Consider the following 15,731-nt stretch of genomic DNA (forward strand, 5'->3'; position numbering starts at 1 on the left):
GAGCAGCAAATGATTTTTACCAAGCAAGCTCAGCACAGAAAGAAAGAGCCCGTGTTTGGCTGGATACTCTCATATGTAAAGCCTTATCGAGGTTGGGTCATGATTTGTATCATTGCCTCGCTCCTTGTGGCTGTTGCAGACATTTGGATGGGAATCCTGATCAAAACCATGGTTGAACATACGAACAACTTCGACAAGCTGGTCAGTATTGCCCTTATCATTTTTTGTCTGACCATCGTCGGTTTTCTCTCAAAATATTTCATCACGTATTCGGCAGCTAGATTTAGTGCAAGAGCCATGAGAGATTTGAAAAACAGCATGGCTTCTCATCTTGAAAAAGTCCCCATGTCCACAATGGATAAATTTCATTCTGGCGATCTCGTTTCTCGCTTAACAACGGATGCCCAAATCTTGCAAAGCTTTTTGCAAAAGCATTTCTATCAGCTTTTTTATTTGCCGGTTGTTTTTGTCGGAGCTCTTGGACTGTTGTTGACGATCAATTGGAAGTTAATCATCTTCAGCGTCGCAATCCTCCCCGTCGCTATTGCGATCACAGGGTGGATGAGCAGACCGCTTCAAAAATATTCGGAGCAAATGCAGGACCATCTGGGTAAAACGAACGCAATCGCTCAGGATACGCTTTCCGGGATTCACATGGTCAAAGCCTTTCAATTGGAAGGTGTCCTGTATCGTAAATACCATGCGGGTATGAAACAGGTTTTGAAAAATGCGTTCCAGGCAGAGAAGAAACGTGCGTGGATGACAGCACCAGGGATTTTATTGTTTTCTTCCCCCATTCTGTTTTTTGTTGCTTATGGTGGGTACTTGATTCAGGCGGGAGAATTGGATCTGGGCAGCTTGGTCATTTTCAGCTATTTGCTTCACTTCATTATCGAACCTCTTTCACTCGCGCCCGTGTTGTTTGCCCAAGTACAAGAGACCTCAGGTGCGGCAAAGCGGCTGCAAGAAATTTTTTCACAGCCAGTTGAACAAAATGATCTGCCTGCGATTCCTGTTGATCCACAAGCGATTCCTGTACAGTTTGAGAACGTTACGTTTGGCTACGATCAGGCAAGGATTCTTGATGATGTTAGCTTTACGTTACATCCAAATAAGACCGTTGCGTTAGTTGGTGCGAGCGGAAGTGGAAAGAGCACCATCATGAAATTGCTGTGCGGGTTTTATCAAATGGAACCGGGCAACGGAAGACTCAATGTATTCGGGCATTCCATGACGGAGTGGAATATGCCGGACATGCGGAGCTATCTTTCCATGGTTTCTCAGGATACGACGCTATTTCCCGTGTCTATTGCGGAAAATATCTCATATGGACGAATTGATGCGACACAAGACGAGATTATCGCAGCGGCAAAAGTAGCCAATGCGCATCACTTTATCATGGAGCTGCCGCAAGGATATCAAACAAAAGTGGGAGAACGAGGCTCTCGTTTATCCGGAGGACAGAAACAGCGGATCGCGATTGCCCGAGCGATTTTGAAGGACGCCCCGATTCTGCTGCTGGATGAACCAACGTCTGCTTTAGATACAGAATCGGAAGCTCTGGTACAGGAAGCACTGGAAAATGTAATGAAAAATCGGACAGTTCTCGTCATTGCTCATCGACTGTCTACGATAAAAGACGCGGATGAAGTGCTCGTTTTGGAGCAAGGACAAATTGTTGAACGGGGTACACATTATGATTTGCTTGCCCAAGACGGCGCTTACACCAGATTGTATCAAAAACAGTTTGCCACAGAGACGCACAGCTCACTGGCAGCAGGGAGGGCATAGGCATGTTCATCAAGAGTTTGATGCGGGAACTACTTCAACTGCTGTCGTTTATGAAATCGAAAAAGCGAGCGTATATATTGGGACTCGTAGGAGACGGAATCGGTCAAGCAGCTGTATTGGTATCTTTACCTTTCGTATTCAAGGATCTGACGGATTTTGCGAACACAAAAGACCCTGCTTTATTAACCAGAGCGATTGCCACCATGGCTGTGATGTTCCTCTTGCTAAGTATCCTGTCTCCATTTTTCAGCTACATCTATCGTCGATGCGTCCGTGAGCTCATTGCCAACATTCGGCTTCATGTCTATCAACGTTTGAGCAAGCTGCCTTTCGATTACTATGAGCAGCACCATTCGGGAGATACGATGTCGAGACTGGGCAATGATGTTGTCCTCATGGAAAACGCGTACGCAGAGCAATTGAAAACGTTGAGCATCATCCTGCTGTCACTGATTGGCTCGATCATAGGAATGTTTGCAATGGATTGGAAAATTGCCGTCGTCTTGTTGATCGTAAGCGCATTGACTCTTTATGTGAATACGCTGTTTGCCAAGTCTGTACGGCGCATTGGAGACCGAATGCAGCAGCAGATGGGGATTGGGACCGAAAGATTAAACGATTTTTTGTCTGGGTTGCCCATCATCAAAATGTTTCATTTACATAACGTTGTGACCGCCCGTTACACGGCAGCAAATGAAGAAGTAGCTTCGTCTGCCATCAAGCAAGGGCATAAACACGGATTATTGGAAGGGACCAATTTCTTCATCCAATTCGTAAGCTTCGGAGGAATGCTTGTTTTTGGAATCATGATGGTGTCCAAACAAATAATCGGGTTGGGTGTGCTGGTTGCTCTGGTTCAACAACAGATGCTTGTAACACTGGCCTTTCTCCAGCTTGGCCAAGTCATTACAGCGTTGCAGAGCTCGCTAGCTGGCGCTTCTCGGGTCGTCGATTTTCTGAATGAACCTCTCGAACCGGAAGAGTATCAGCAGAGCACCGACAAACACCAGTATTGCGAAAGCATGCTGAAGCTGGAGCAGGTCGTTTTCGGATACAACGAAGATACAAATGTGCTGGATGGTGTTTCGTTACGAGTCGAGCAAGGCCAAATGGCTGGCCTAGTCGGATCGAGTGGAAGTGGAAAAAGCACCGTCATGAAACTTCTGTTAGGGTATTACCCACCTGCGAGCGGCTCTCTTTATTTACTGGGCAAGCCCATGGGCGCCTATTCTCTCGCAGAAATCAGAAGCTTGATCTCATACGTGCCTCAGGATGCCTTTTTGTTCGAAGGAACCATTGAAGACAATATCCGTTACGGCTGCTTGAATGCTTCGGAAGAGGATGTCATCCAGGCAAGCAAAGCTGCGTATGCGCATGATTTTATTATGGAACTGCCAGATGGCTACCAGACAAAAACAGGAGAACGCGGTGCCAAGCTATCCGGCGGCCAGCGTCAGCGAATTGCCATTGCCAGAGCTATCTTGAAAAATGCACCGATTCTTTTACTGGACGAAGCAACCTCTGCTTTGGATGCAGAATCGGAATATTGGGTGCAGCAAGCATTAACTGCACTCATGAAAGATAAAACAGTACTTGTCATCGCTCATCGCCTGTCGACTGTAGAGGCTGCCGATGTGATTTACGTGATGGATCAAGGAAAGGTTATCGAGCAAGGGCGCCATATTGAGTTAATGCAGCACAACGGCATCTATGCCAACTTGTATGAAGTGCAGCAGCGAAAGGATCGAGCAGATCAAATGAGTAGCCTGGAATTGACCGAAAGAAGGGTGAGCGCTACATGATTGCCATTTACGCTTTGAAATGTCCTGCTGTCATGGAGAAAGAGTCGTTTAACCGATTTTTACAAGCACTGCCCGAAGAAAAACGGGAACGGGTCAATCGTTTCAGAAATCCGGCTGACTCCTATCGGGCGTTGCTCGCGGACGTGCTGGTACGTTCTCTCATTTGTGAAGTCTACAAGATTTCCAATGACGAAATCGAGTATGACTACAATGCATACGGAAAACCTTTTTTGAAATCATTTCCCAGCTTCTGCTTTAACGTCTCGCATTCCGGGGAATGGGTCGTCTGCGCCACGCATGACGCGCAGGTGGGGATTGATGTGGAGCAAATATGTCCGATTGATTTGGATATTGCCACTCATTATTTTGCAACAGCCGAAGTAGAGGATCTCTTGGCAAAACATCCAGATGAACAGGTTTCATATTTTTACGACCTTTGGACCTTGAAGGAGAGCTATATAAAAGCGAGAGGCATGGGACTATCCATCCCGTTGCAATCATTCGCCATAAGAAAAAACCTGGACCAATCGATTACGATATCGCAAAGTGATTCCAACGATGCTTGGGCATTTCATCAGTATGAGATCGATCCGGGTTACAAATTATCAGTATGCGCGACTGCCAATCAGTTTGCTGCTCAAGTAGTGATGAGGGATTTACAAGATTTGAATCAGGCTATTTTTCATAGAAAGATGTCGAGATAATACGCAATGAGGAAAGGGAGGGGTAAGAGATGAAATTGTTCTGCTTTCCGTATGCAGGTGGGCTTCCCAGCATCTATTACGGGTGGAAGCGGGTAGTGTCGCCAGCGTTATTGGAAATTGATCCATTCGAGGTACGGCCTTCATTAATTGGCGATAACATGGTTCTTTCCACCTCGTTTTATGAGGTCTTGGAGGATGTATACAACCGGATTACACCAGAGCTGGGGGAAGAACCTTTTGCCTTTTTTGGTCACAGTATGGGCGGATTAATTGCGTTTGAACTGACACGAAAGCTGTTGCAGAATGGAAAGCCGCTGCCCCAGCACTTGTTCCTGTCTGCCTCCCGCGTGCCACATGCGTATCAGAAGCTGGTGAAAACATACAACCTGCCGCATGACGAGTTCATCGAATCGCTTCGTACACTTGGGGGCACTCCCAATGAAGTTTTGGATAATCACGAGATCTTGGAGGTATTTTTGCCTATGATTCGCGCTGATTTCCAGGCCGTGCAAACTTATGAAATGAATAATGAGCTTCCCAAACAAATCCCTGTCAATATGACAGTATTGTTTGGGAAAGAAGATTCTATTGAAATCCAAGATATTGTGGCATGGCGAGACTATTGCGGGGGAGAATGCAAATTTTACCCCATGCCTGGTGGGCATTTCTTTATTCATCAGCAAATGAATACGATCATGGTGATTATTCAAGACACATTGAAGGTAGAACAGGCAGTTGCAATCCGTACACCATTTTAACAATTGTGTACGGCAACAATAAATCCAAAGGTGAAGGTTGGTGTTCTTTTCATGAATCAGAAAGCACTATCTCGTTTGCTAGCGGCCGTTACATTATCAACGGCGCTGGTCTACCCGCAAGCAGCAAGCGCAGCCGCTCCAGCTCCGGTTTTGCATGACGACAATCCAAGTGGTCATTTTGGTGACTGGTACACAGGTGCGGTTCCTCCCAATGCATCCAAAGACAAGCCCGTGATTCTGTTTGTCCAGGGTCTGCACTCCACCTACAATACCTGGTATACAACAGACGGATATTATGATGCAGCCTATAACGCCGGGTATCGTACCGCATTTGTACAACTGAAGGACGCGGATGGTACTGGTGGCAACATGTGGACAAATGGGGCGAAGCTCGCCGAAGTCATTAAAAAGGTTGCAGATTATTACGGTGTTTCCAAAATCAATATCATTGCACATTCCAAAGGTGGCATCGATACACAGACAGCGCTCGTGCACTATGGCGCACATCCGTATGTCAACGTAGTTCACCAGCTTTCCACGCCAAACAAAGGTTCAGAATTGGCTGACATGGCGTACAGCAACTGGGCGGGATGGCTCGCTGACATTCTTGGCAAAAAAGATGATGCCGTGTATTCCTTGCAAACGTCCTATATGGCCAACTTCCGTGCGCAGACTGACAGTCGTAGCGAAAATAGTTCAACAAAGACATACATGGCTGCCGGAACAGGGGATGATGGCTGGTTTAGTGCTACCTGGTTTGGTCATGCGGTTCTTCCTGGTGAAGACGATGGAGCCGTTTCTGTTGAGTCTGCCTTCGGTTTGCCGTATGGGATCAAGAGCTTTACAAAAGACGTTTCCCACGGTCAAATAGCCAAAGCCTCACAAACATGGGATCTGGTTCAACCGAAATTGCAAAATGCATCCATTAAAGAACGTGCAAATAAAATAAGCAAAGACAAATCGAAAGAAACCACTGTGGAAGAAAGCTCCGTTATTCTCCGCGGAGGCGAAGTGGAAGACAACGCCTCCGAAACATTTTTCCTGGAGAGCGGAATCGATAAGCTGAATCTTGATACGATGACCTCGTCGGAAGACACCGTTGTGACCCTGATCAGTCCGTCTGGCAAAGAGTATGAGGCCGATCTTAGTAAAAAAAGCAACTCGGAAGATGAGCCCGGGATATTCCAAGATGCTGTTCATCACTTCATTGAAGTAGAGGAACCTGAAGCAGGCGAATGGACACTTGAAGTGGAGGGCTCTGACGACGCCTTTTTCATGGTTGGTTCCGTGGATGGTGGAGAAGAAGCGAAAGTAAAGGCGAGCAAAAAGGTATTCAAGAAAGGCGACAAAGCGAAGATTTCCGTCGACCTGGGCAAAAACGAAATTGATCAATCGTTACTGGAAAAAGCAAACCTGACTCGTTCCATGAACGGCGAAAAAGCAAGCGTCCTTGATGAAGTGAAGTTTGCCGTAAAAGAAGATGAGCTTACTGGCAATTTTACTGTGCCGACGAAGCCAGGTGTTTATAATCTCTCCTTTGACGTAACTGGCATCAATGAGGATGGCGAACCATTTACACGCTCTATTAATTACAACTTTGCGGTAACAAATAGCGATGGAGAATTAGAAAAATAAGAGCAAACTATTTTACGGCCCTGAAAAAGGGTCGTTTTTTTCTGATTACAACAGCATCTCAAAGACAAAGATCACCACACCTGGCCAAACTGGCGTAGGTTGTGCGGAGATCTTTATTTATACTTCACCAGTCTAGTTTTTCATCGTTTCATGAAACTTTCTAACTATTTCACCATTACAATCAAACCGTTTACAGCCTCCCTTCGTTTCCTTTGATAGTACCGTTAAAAAACAAGTGTGAAATGGAGGAAGAATCATGAGGAAGACCGTGTGCCTAGCAGCTCTACTGCTTTTTTTCACTACGGCTGCCGGAATGTCAGCCTATGCACAAATGGACGGTAAGCCGGCGTCCCAGGCGACACCAAATTCCAGCCAAAGTGACCAAGTCATTCGGGTGTACGGACCAGGTGGACCACTTGGACCGATCAAGGAAGCTGCTGAACATTTTTCAGCTGAGACGGGAATGAAGGTGGAAATAACAGCCGGACCAGAGAGCAAGTGGATCGGTCAAGCAAAGCAAGATGCAGATATTATTTTCGGTGGCTCCGAGTATATGCTGCAGGACTTCATCTTTAACTACCCCGACATGATCGACACCAAAACACGTACGGAGCTTTACGCACGTGCTGCAGGAATATTGGTGAGGAAAGGAAATCCTAAGAAGATTGAAAGTCTGGAGGATTTAACGAAAAAGGGAGTAAAAATAATGGATGTGAATGGGGCTGGTCAGCTTGGCCTGTGGGAAGACATGGCAGGCAGAAAAGGGCTGATCGGAGGCATTACTCAAAATATTACCGTTTCTGTAAAGTCGAGTGCCGAAGCCATTGAACGATGGAAATCGAATTCCAGTCTGGACGCCTGGATTACCTATGAATCGTGGCATTACCGGCTCCAGGATGTGACTGACCTGATCGAACTGCCCGAAGAAGAAAAACTCTATCGTGGAACGCCGATCGCCCTGACAAAAATCACTGATCAGAAAAAAGAGGCACAGCAATTTATTGATTATTTAAGAACGGAAAAATCTCACCAAATCTTTCAAAAATGGGGCTGGAAGTAAGGAGGAACATACATGAAAAAAGTAGTTTTTACACTTGCAATGCTTTTGATTATTTTTGCTTTGGCTGCTTGTGGAAAAAGCACGGAGGTAAAAACAGAGGCGGTTCAACCCGATCAAGCCAAAACGGAACCAACTAAATCCGAACAAGCCCTCCAGCTTTTGAAGAATGAAAAAGCTGGAGAGTATTTGGCGGATCCACAGGGAAGGGCCCTGTATTACTTTAAAAAGGACGAAGCAGGAAAAAGCAATTGCAGCGGGGAATGCCTGGCAAACTGGCCGGCATTTACCCAGGAGAATTTCGCAGTCCCAGAAGGTTTTGACAAAAAGGATTTCGGTACGATCACAAGAGAAGACAACGGGAAGCAGCAGGTTACGTACAAAGGCTTTCCTCTCTATTATTTTGCAAAAGACCAACAAGAAGGGGATATAAACGGACAAGGAGTAAAAGAAGTATGGTTTGTCGTAAACAGCGAAACAACATTTGAATAAGCCTCCCAGGGAACGATCAGTCGCGGTCGTTCCCATCTTTACTTTTAAAAAAGGGTTATGGCAGTATAATTTTTATCCAAAAGCAGGGAGTGCCACATGAAAGAAAATTACGATGCGGAATTAATGCGATTGGTTAACGAAAAAAATGGTCACGCATTAGAGGAGCTCTATGATCGATATATAAAGCTTGTTTACGGTTTCGTTATGAAGTTTTGCAATGGGAATGAGGATAAGACGAAAGAAATTATTCAACTGGTCTTTTTGAGGCTATGGACAACAAACAGCCATTACGATCCTGCTCAAGGCAGCTTTGTAAATTGGCTGCTCACGATTACCCGCAATATATGCATTGACTACCTTCGCAAAGAGAAGAGGCATACGCAACACCATCAAGAGGAACATGAAGAGATCGCCGATCCTGCAAATGCAGTCGAGCAACGAGTAAATACGAATGATATTGCGATGGCGAAAAACAAATTGCCGACGGCCCAAAGAAAATTAATCGATCTGCTTTATTGGAAAGGGTATTCTCTTTCAGAGATCGCCAAGCTGGAACAAGAGCCGCTCGGCACGATTAAAAGCAGGCTTCACCAGGCTCTTAAAGGATTGAGGAAGCATCTGGAACTGGAGGATATAAAATGAGAAGGGTTTGTGATCATTTAATTTCATATATAGCAAATGAGCTCAAGGAGAGTGAACACATGGCCTTTGCTGAACATTTAAAGAATTGTGCGGAGTGTAAAAAAGAATATCAGGAATTATCCCAGGCCTGGCATGCTTTGCCGTTCGATTATACCGAAATCGAGGTGCCTGAATCGCTAAAAGGCGAGGTACTTGGGTTTGTTCTTGAGCCCAAAAGAAGCGGTACGGAAACATTCATGGCTAAGATGAGCAAGCTCGCCATGATGCTTAAAAGCCAGTTCACTCCCGTTTCAACGAGTATGGTGACCGTCTTGTTGCTCGCGTTTATTGGCCTTGGAATAGCGAATATACAAGTAGAAAATCGCCATGAGGAAAATGTCCCCATTGAAATTGTAACGGCGATTCCCTTAAAAGCAGCCAATCAAAGCCACCCGGAAACAAACGGTGTCGCCTATATTGTCCAGCAGGGATCAGAGAAAAATTTGGTGGTGCAGGTTCACGAATTGCCCGGCGTCGAAGGTTCACAGGTTTATCAGGTTTGGCTGCTGAAAAACAGCAAGAGGGAAAATGGTGGCATATTCAAGCCGGACGAAAACGGATTCGGATTACTGACCTACCAGCTCGCCGAAGGGCAGACTTTTGATCAAATCGGCATTACTGTCGAACCAGACGCAAACAGCAGACAACCTAGAGGAAAAAAAATAGCCGGCTCATAGATGGTAACAGAAAAGGACAGATTCATATTTTAAATATCTGGTTAACCGTATCGTGTTAACGTGTGCTCATCTTCAAGAAACTTCCCCTATGGATTCCGCATATGTCCACACGGCTCGGCCAGTTGAGCCTTATGGGTTCGATAGTAAGGCAAACACAAACAGAGGCTGCTGGTGTTAAAACCGGCAGCTTTTACTCTATTTTTTATTCTAATAAGAGATTGTTTCTTTTACATTTTAAAGTTTCTGATTGACGTGCGTCATACAAGACGAAGGGCCATTTTTATTTAATTGTGTTTCGTTGTGAAAATTAATTATTTTCAGAATTATATATTGTTGTTTTTTCATCTGCCGCTTATAATTCTACTAGTGCATGAACTTCATATCTTTATTTTTTTGAAGTATACACTTCGGAGTTAAAAAACTGAAATTGCTTTCCGGTTTGTATGTAATGAATCTAAGGAGGTATGACATGAAGATGAATGAGTGGGAAGCGTCATTTGAAGCATACGTCGAAAAGCTGATGGATGATTTTCAGGTTCCCGGTGCGATCATTGCGGTAGCCAAAGACGGGGAACTCGCTTACGAAAAAGGGTTTGGTTATCGAGACCGCGAAAAGCAAGCTCCTATCGATCTGGATACGGTATTTGGTATCGGGTCAATTACGAAGTCGTTTACATGCATGGCGATCATGCAGCTTCAGGAAGAAGGAAAGCTTTCCGTACATGATCCGGTCATCACGTATTTACCTGAGTTTCGCACACCGGATGAAGCCCAAACGAAGAGCATCACCATTCATCATTTCATGACCCATACCCTCGGATTTCCACCACTTCCATCTCTCATTCCCGCAATGCTACCCAGTTTACAAGCCGATCCGACAGCACAAGAATTACTCCAACATTTTGAAGCGCAATGTAAACACCCAATCGATACCTTCGAAGACCTCATGGCATATATAGAGAAGCTGCCCTTCGAATTGTTGGGACCTGCCGGGACAGAATTCAGCTATTCGAACGAAGCTTTTGGCTTACTTGGGGCAATTATTGAGGGCGTCAGCGGCAAAACATATGAAGACTATGTAAAAGAGCATATTTTACAGCCGGTTGGCATGGAACGAACGGTTTTTCATGTAGAGGAATTAGGCGAGGACGACAATACTACCATGCTGTACACATGTCGCATGAATGATGGTGTTCGTGAGGTTGTACGTGCCCCTGGTTGGTGGGATGCTCCCTCCATGCGTGCAGCAGGATTTCTCAAATCGTCTGCACGTGACATGCTTCGGTATGCGGATGTCTATCGGACAGGCGGGCTTTCAAATGGAGCGAGAATCATCTCGGGAGATAGCTTGTCACAAATGACTGCCCCTCATGTCCGCATTGACTTGAGTCGCAGCTATGGTTACGGACTCGGCGTATTTCCATTTACTGAAGATTACACGTTACTTACCCATACCGGCGGCTTAAAAGGGATCACAGCACAAATGTTCATCATCCCAGAGGCGGGAGTAACCGGCGTTCTTTTGACCAACATGGATGATGCCCCCATTACCAATCTGACATTAGGTTTATTGAACAGCATGTTCGGTCGCCCGCTCGAGACGCAGTTCGCCACGTTTCCCGATAGGGAAGTGCCGCTTGATTCCTTGCAGCAATGCCCTGGTACATATAAATCAGGAGAAGGAGACGCAGTAGAGATTAGATTCGATAAAGCACAGAGACAGCTCTTACTCGTTTTAGGCAATGATGTGTTTCCACTGCGTTCCGTGGGCGAAGACACGTTTCTGTTCACGCGCCACAACATCGATTCACTCATCCGCTTTGTTCACCATCCAGACGGTGAGATCAAGCGCATGGCCTTTGGATCGCGCCAAATACCGAAAGCAACCTAATCGAAGATAGGGAGGAAGTTTCTCATGAAGGTGTTTATTTCGTTGGACATGGAAGGGATATCCGGACTTAGTGAATGGGAGGATGTGATCCCCGGTCGCAGACATTACGAAGCGGGGAGAAGACTGCTGACCCAAGATGTTAATGCGGCGATTGAGGGTGCACTGGAAGCAGGAGCTACCGAAATTATCGTCAATGAGTCTCATGGACCGATGAACAATATCATCCTGGAAGAATTGCACCCACAGGCAGATGTCATCCGCGGTTTTTTCAAGCCACTCTGTATGATGCAGGGAATCGACAGTAGCTGCGATGCCGCATTTTTCATCGGTTATCATGGAAAAGCGGGAACAGAAAATGCAGTACTCAATCATACACTGTCTGGTCTCGCTATCCATAGGCTTATCTTAAATGGCAAAGAGGTAGGCGAAGCGGGTTTAAATGCAGCAATCGCAGGAGCCTTCGGTGTCCCAGTCGTACTCGTTACCGGAGATTCCCAAACGGCTAAAGAGGTGGAAGAAGATATCCCTGGAGTCTTTACGGTCGCTGTAAAAACAGGGATAACTGGACTCTCGTCGCAAGCGATGCATCCCGTCCGTGCGAGAGAGCTGATCCGTCAGCGGGCAAAAGAGGCATTGCTCCATCGCAGTACAGTGAAACCGCTTGAGCAAAGAGTAGAGAATACGATAGAAGTCGAGTTTACAAAATCACAATTTGCCACAGCAGTCAGCTGGATGCCGGGAATTGAACTCATCGAAGGACGCACGGTACGCTTCCATTCGTCTGATCTTGTCAGTATGATGCCTGTCTTGCAAGCGATGCTGTTGATAACCGGGCAAGTAAATCAGATGATTACTGGTTAAGTAAGTAAAAAATGCAGCCCCTCTTCACGAGGATCGCTGCATTTTTTTGTTTTAGTTCAAAGGCTTATGGTTTTTCAAATAAGCAAGGGCATTATAAATCATTTCGGCTGCCTCTTCACGAGTGATGGGCTTTTGCGAATGGAGCTTGTTTTCCTTATCCAATTCGATCACATCTCTTGCCAAAGCTCGTTGAATGGAGCCTTGATAATCCACGGTGAGGTCATGATCATCTTTGATTTCTACCGGCACTAGTTTGGTCATGGGAAGATTACCTTTGGTCTCCATCACTCTCATCAGCTGGTGAATGAATTGCTCTTTGGTCCATTCAGCGTTCGGATCGAGATCAGCTGGTAACTCCAAACCGTTCACAGCCGCTATGATGAGACTCTCTGCATACCAAGCCTCGTTATCTGCTTTGGAAAAAAAGTCAGTGGCTTGTGGAGCTTTTACAAAACGGATCGCTGCCAGATTCAAATCAAAGGCATTTACAATCAGTTGAATACCTTGAGCAGCTGTTATCGTTTCATTAGGTGCGAACTTGTTATCATCTACGCCTTTTATCACACCTTCTTGCTGTAAGGAAAGAATTTTATCCTTTGCTCCCGATTGGGCGAGATCCGTAAAAGGAGTCGTTGCAGCAAAGCTTGGTTGGGCGAATGATACGGTTAACAATGCAAGGAAGGAAAGAGAAATCGTACGTTGTCTGACATTCATGGTAGCCACCTCGTCTATTTTTGAAGTTTCACTCCATTTGACGAGCAATAATTGACAACGTTTCAGCTTTCCTTTGCTCCTATCGAATATCAAGGAACCTTGAAAATTTTCAGTTTGTTTACAGCAAAAATATTTAAGGAAAACTTTATCTTTTGACCACGATTTCATTTAACATTGCCTAGTTTTATGGGAACAAAAAGAGCCGTACACGGCAGCTTTCCCGAAATACAAAGCGATTCGCGTTGAACAAGACCAGATTTATCAGGGCGATCTGTTATTAGTCAACAAGAACCATCCGATCCATTCAGAGGCGGTGCCATCCGATGTGATCCTTTTGTCTTCGCACAAATATTTGGTGGAAGGCTATCGCTTGCAAGATAATTCTATTGAATTGTCTGAGAACGCAGCGGAGGCGTTCAACGAGATGGTCGGTTCAGCAAGCAGTGACAATGTAAACGATTTTTATGATCAAAGGCGGCTATCGAAGTTTGGAAAAAACGGGAAAACCGGCTGAAGAAAAGGGACATGACGAAGGTGCATTGCCAGATTGTTTTAAGGAACATCATTTGGGAACAGCCTTGGATGTTGCATCCACACAAATGAAAATCGACCAATCTCCTGAAGGGAAGTGGCTACAAGAAAACGCTTGGAAATACGGGTTCATTCTTCGCTATCCGAAGGAAAAGGTCACAATCACTGGCATTCCTTATAATCCTATGCATTACCGATTTATATAGGTTTGCCACACAGCGCTATTATGCAGGAGCGTCAATTCTCCCTGGAGGAATACGTGAATTACTTGCGAGAAGCAAAGGAAGTGTCGGGGAGTATAAATGGTGGCGACTACAAAATTTATTATTATCCGGTAAATACTAGCATCATGATTCAAGTGCCTACCAATGGGAAATATGTGCTTTCAGGCGACAATCAGGAAGGTGTCATTGTGACAGAGTTTTTGTAGTTTAATGATTCTTTTTCAGGGAGGGCGTAACGGAACATGTTTCTCTTGCTTCCTTCGTTACAGTGATGATGAAAAAGACTGCTGAAGCACTCAGCAGTCTTTTTGTGTTGCACCGAAGATGATTAAATCACACGTCTTCCAAGCTCAAAGCGTTTTTCCCAGGAAGTCCCTTTGAATTTGGTTGTCGTAACTCCAGGCTTACCGTACGTGTGCAGCAGCTTATTGTCTCCAGCGTAGATGGCAACATGGGTAATGCGAGAAGACGAGCTGCCATAGCTGTGGAAGAACACGAGATCCCCTTTTTGCAGTTGATCCTTCGAGACTTTTTGACCGACTTTGGACTGTTGTCGCGAGTCTCTAGGCAGTTTTACGCCAACCTCTTTAAACACTCGCTGTGTAAAGGAAGAGCAATCAAATGTACGTGTTGTTTTTTTGCTCGAACCGTATTTATAGGGAACGCCTTTATACTTCAATCCTTCGGAAATGACCTGATCGGCAATGTCGGAAGAGGAGGCAGAAGTATTGTGATCAAATGAAGCAGCAGTATCTTTCGTCTGTTTATTCAGATTACTATCAGTAGTACTTTCCTCGTTGGCTGCCAGGTCGTTATTCATACCATCTTGAACCATTTGATCAAATTGGTCCATTTCAGCCTGTCCATTGCCCTGATTTGCAATGGATTCTTCGATAATCTGTTGCAGGTTCTGGTCATTCTTATGTTTTTTCTGCAGTTTATCCTGATTATGTGTAGTTGTGGAGGTGAGACCTGTCTCAGAAGCCGCGTAGGCTTGTCCGTTCATGAGAAGAGAAGTTCCCATTAGAATAGCTACGACCGTAGTAGTAGTACCTTTCCAGTTTCGCTTTGTCATGATGTTCCTCCTTCTGAATGGTTAATCTTGTTGTATGTTTCTCATCCACGCTCTTATCGTACAGAATAAAACTAAGATTCCCGGTAGAATTTCATGAGAGTTTCCTGAGAAAACTGTTGGTAAGATATTCAAACGGAGATGATATGCATGCCTACGCCAGATGGAAAAGGCTATTTGCTGCTCGTGGAGGATGAGCATAACTTGGCAAGATACTTACAGTTGGAGTTGGAGAATGAAGGATTTTCGACGGATATTGAATACGACGGGCTATCCGGATTAGAAAAGGCATTGACGATTGAGTACGACCTCATTCTTCTGGATGTCATGTTGCCCGAATTATCGGGGATCGAACTATGCCGGCGCATACGGGAAACCAAGGATGTCCCCATTATCATGATCACGGCTCGTGGAGAGGTTCCAGATATCGTCACGGGGCTAGACAGTGGAGCCAATGACTATCTGGCGAAGCCGTTTGCCATCGAGGAGTTGTTTGCCCGGATTCGGGCCTTGTTACGTCAGCGGGAATCAAAAGCGAATCAGGAGATAGTGGTTGGTCGTTTGCGTATCCAGCCCAACGCACGGCGAGTGTTCCTCGATGACGAGGAAATCATGTTGACCCCACGCGAGTTTGATTTGCTTTATTATCTGGTTCAAAACAAAGAGCAAGCGGTCTCGCGAGAGCAAATTCTTACAGCCGTTTGGGGCTTTGACTTTATGGGGAATACCAACATCGTGGATGTGTATATCCGGTATTTGCGAAACAAGATTGAAAGTGATCCATCCGTCAAACTGATACATACTGTTCGAGGAATCGGCTATACACTACGAGATTAGAAGG

16 protein-coding genes are annotated in these 15,731 nt (G+C 45.4%); 14 read left to right on the forward strand and 2 right to left on the reverse strand.

Going from position 1 to position 15,731, the window contains the following annotated elements:
• The first annotated feature begins 9 nt into the window (after positions 1 to 9).
• From M3630_RS00760 to M3630_RS00810, 11 genes are all read left to right on the forward strand, one after another.
• A complete protein-coding gene (locus tag M3630_RS00760; protein ID WP_251250870.1) occupies positions 10 to 1,791 on the forward strand; it encodes an ABC transporter ATP-binding protein in 1,782 nt (593 codons plus the stop codon).
• 2 nt (positions 1,792 to 1,793) lie between these two features.
• Positions 1,794 to 3,593 (forward strand): ABC transporter ATP-binding protein, encoded by a 1,800-nt coding sequence (locus M3630_RS00765; protein ID WP_251250871.1) that lies wholly within the window; start codon positions 1,794 to 1,796, stop codon positions 3,591 to 3,593.
• Positions 3,590 to 4,297: a 4'-phosphopantetheinyl transferase family protein gene (locus M3630_RS00770; RefSeq protein ID WP_251250872.1), complete on the forward strand. Its 708-nt coding sequence runs from the start codon at positions 3,590 to 3,592 to the stop codon at positions 4,295 to 4,297. The genes M3630_RS00765 and M3630_RS00770 overlap by 4 nt, the downstream gene beginning before the upstream one ends.
• Before the next feature lie 29 nt (positions 4,298 to 4,326).
• Entirely contained in the window at positions 4,327 to 5,055 is a 729-nt protein-coding gene (locus M3630_RS00775; protein ID WP_251250873.1) for a thioesterase II family protein, read from the forward strand.
• Positions 5,056 to 5,106: 51 nt separating this feature from the next.
• The gene (locus M3630_RS00780) at positions 5,107 to 6,690 is read left to right on the forward strand and encodes a lipase family protein (protein WP_251250874.1); all 1,584 of its coding nucleotides are present in this window, start codon (positions 5,107 to 5,109) and stop codon (positions 6,688 to 6,690) included.
• Between the two features lie 256 nt (positions 6,691 to 6,946).
• Complete coding sequence (locus tag M3630_RS00785) at positions 6,947 to 7,750, forward strand: extracellular solute-binding protein (protein WP_251250875.1); 804 nt, start codon at positions 6,947 to 6,949, stop codon at positions 7,748 to 7,750.
• A gap of 12 nt (positions 7,751 to 7,762) precedes the next feature.
• Entirely contained in the window at positions 7,763 to 8,239 is a 477-nt protein-coding gene (locus M3630_RS00790; RefSeq protein WP_251250876.1) for a hypothetical protein, read from the forward strand.
• Positions 8,240 to 8,335: 96 nt separating this feature from the next.
• Positions 8,336 to 8,881, forward strand: a complete 546-nt coding sequence (locus M3630_RS00795) for an RNA polymerase sigma factor (RefSeq protein WP_173603687.1) — start codon at positions 8,336 to 8,338, stop codon at positions 8,879 to 8,881.
• Entirely contained in the window at positions 8,878 to 9,597 is a 720-nt protein-coding gene (locus tag M3630_RS00800) for an anti-sigma factor (RefSeq protein ID WP_251250877.1), read from the forward strand. Before M3630_RS00795 ends, M3630_RS00800 begins: the two co-directional genes overlap by 4 nt.
• A 469-nt stretch (positions 9,598 to 10,066) precedes the next feature.
• On the forward strand, positions 10,067 to 11,488 hold the full coding sequence (locus M3630_RS00805) for a serine hydrolase domain-containing protein (protein WP_251250878.1): 1,422 nt from the start codon (positions 10,067 to 10,069) through the stop codon (positions 11,486 to 11,488).
• Between the two features lie 24 nt (positions 11,489 to 11,512).
• The gene (locus M3630_RS00810) at positions 11,513 to 12,349 is read left to right on the forward strand and encodes a M55 family metallopeptidase (protein ID WP_251250879.1); all 837 of its coding nucleotides are present in this window, start codon (positions 11,513 to 11,515) and stop codon (positions 12,347 to 12,349) included.
• Between the two features lie 51 nt (positions 12,350 to 12,400).
• On the opposite strand, the gene M3630_RS00815 is transcribed toward M3630_RS00810, so the two are convergent.
• Positions 12,401 to 13,063, reverse strand: coding sequence for an S-layer homology domain-containing protein (locus M3630_RS00815; protein ID WP_251250880.1), 663 nt, complete (start codon positions 13,061 to 13,063; stop codon positions 12,401 to 12,403).
• Positions 13,064 to 13,551: 488 nt separating this feature from the next.
• Between M3630_RS00815 and M3630_RS00820 the strand changes: the two genes are divergently transcribed.
• Together M3630_RS00820 and M3630_RS00825 are read left to right on the forward strand one after the other, a co-directional pair.
• The gene (locus M3630_RS00820; RefSeq protein ID WP_251250881.1) at positions 13,552 to 13,800 is read left to right on the forward strand and encodes a D-alanyl-D-alanine carboxypeptidase family protein; all 249 of its coding nucleotides are present in this window, start codon (positions 13,552 to 13,554) and stop codon (positions 13,798 to 13,800) included.
• 53 nt (positions 13,801 to 13,853) lie between these two features.
• The gene (locus M3630_RS00825; protein ID WP_251250882.1) at positions 13,854 to 14,024 is read left to right on the forward strand and encodes a hypothetical protein; all 171 of its coding nucleotides are present in this window, start codon (positions 13,854 to 13,856) and stop codon (positions 14,022 to 14,024) included.
• Between the two features lie 122 nt (positions 14,025 to 14,146).
• On the opposite strand, the gene M3630_RS00830 is transcribed toward M3630_RS00825, so the two are convergent.
• Complete coding sequence (locus M3630_RS00830) at positions 14,147 to 14,893, reverse strand: C40 family peptidase (RefSeq protein ID WP_251250883.1); 747 nt, start codon at positions 14,891 to 14,893, stop codon at positions 14,147 to 14,149.
• A 147-nt stretch (positions 14,894 to 15,040) separates the two neighbouring features.
• On the opposite strand from M3630_RS00830, the gene M3630_RS00835 reads away from it, so the two are divergent.
• Positions 15,041 to 15,727 carry a response regulator transcription factor gene (locus M3630_RS00835; protein ID WP_173609229.1) on the forward strand — a complete coding sequence of 229 codons (687 nt, stop codon included), beginning with the start codon at positions 15,041 to 15,043 and terminating at the stop codon, positions 15,725 to 15,727.
• Positions 15,728 to 15,731: the final 4 nt, after the last annotated feature.

Origin of the sequence: Brevibacillus sp. MER 51 (genome assembly GCF_023714195.1) — a bacterium.
Lineage (GTDB): Bacteria > Bacillota > Bacilli > Brevibacillales > Brevibacillaceae > Brevibacillus.

Bases quoted from the DNA above. Each gene is read 5' to 3' on its own strand.
- M3630_RS00810 (WP_251250879.1), top strand. From the start codon at position 11,513: ATGAAGGTGTTTATTTCGTTGGACATGGAAGGGATATCCGGACTTAGT.
- M3630_RS00830 (WP_251250883.1), bottom strand. From the start codon at position 14,893: ATGACAAAGCGAAACTGGAAAGGTACTACTACTACGGTCGTAGCTATT.
- M3630_RS00770 (WP_251250872.1), top strand. From the start codon at position 3,590: ATGATTGCCATTTACGCTTTGAAATGTCCTGCTGTCATGGAGAAAGAG.
- M3630_RS00815 (WP_251250880.1), bottom strand. From the start codon at position 13,063: ATGAATGTCAGACAACGTACGATTTCTCTTTCCTTCCTTGCATTGTTA.
- M3630_RS00835 (WP_173609229.1), top strand. From the start codon at position 15,041: ATGCCTACGCCAGATGGAAAAGGCTATTTGCTGCTCGTGGAGGATGAG.
- M3630_RS00785 (WP_251250875.1), top strand. From the start codon at position 6,947: ATGAGGAAGACCGTGTGCCTAGCAGCTCTACTGCTTTTTTTCACTACG.
- M3630_RS00795 (WP_173603687.1), top strand. From the start codon at position 8,336: ATGAAAGAAAATTACGATGCGGAATTAATGCGATTGGTTAACGAAAAA.
- M3630_RS00790 (WP_251250876.1), top strand. From the start codon at position 7,763: ATGAAAAAAGTAGTTTTTACACTTGCAATGCTTTTGATTATTTTTGCT.
- M3630_RS00800 (WP_251250877.1), top strand. From the start codon at position 8,878: ATGAGAAGGGTTTGTGATCATTTAATTTCATATATAGCAAATGAGCTC.
- M3630_RS00765 (WP_251250871.1), top strand. From the start codon at position 1,794: ATGTTCATCAAGAGTTTGATGCGGGAACTACTTCAACTGCTGTCGTTT.
- M3630_RS00780 (WP_251250874.1), top strand. From the start codon at position 5,107: ATGAATCAGAAAGCACTATCTCGTTTGCTAGCGGCCGTTACATTATCA.
- M3630_RS00775 (WP_251250873.1), top strand. From the start codon at position 4,327: ATGAAATTGTTCTGCTTTCCGTATGCAGGTGGGCTTCCCAGCATCTAT.
- M3630_RS00805 (WP_251250878.1), top strand. From the start codon at position 10,067: ATGAAGATGAATGAGTGGGAAGCGTCATTTGAAGCATACGTCGAAAAG.
- M3630_RS00760 (WP_251250870.1), top strand. From the start codon at position 10: ATGATTTTTACCAAGCAAGCTCAGCACAGAAAGAAAGAGCCCGTGTTT.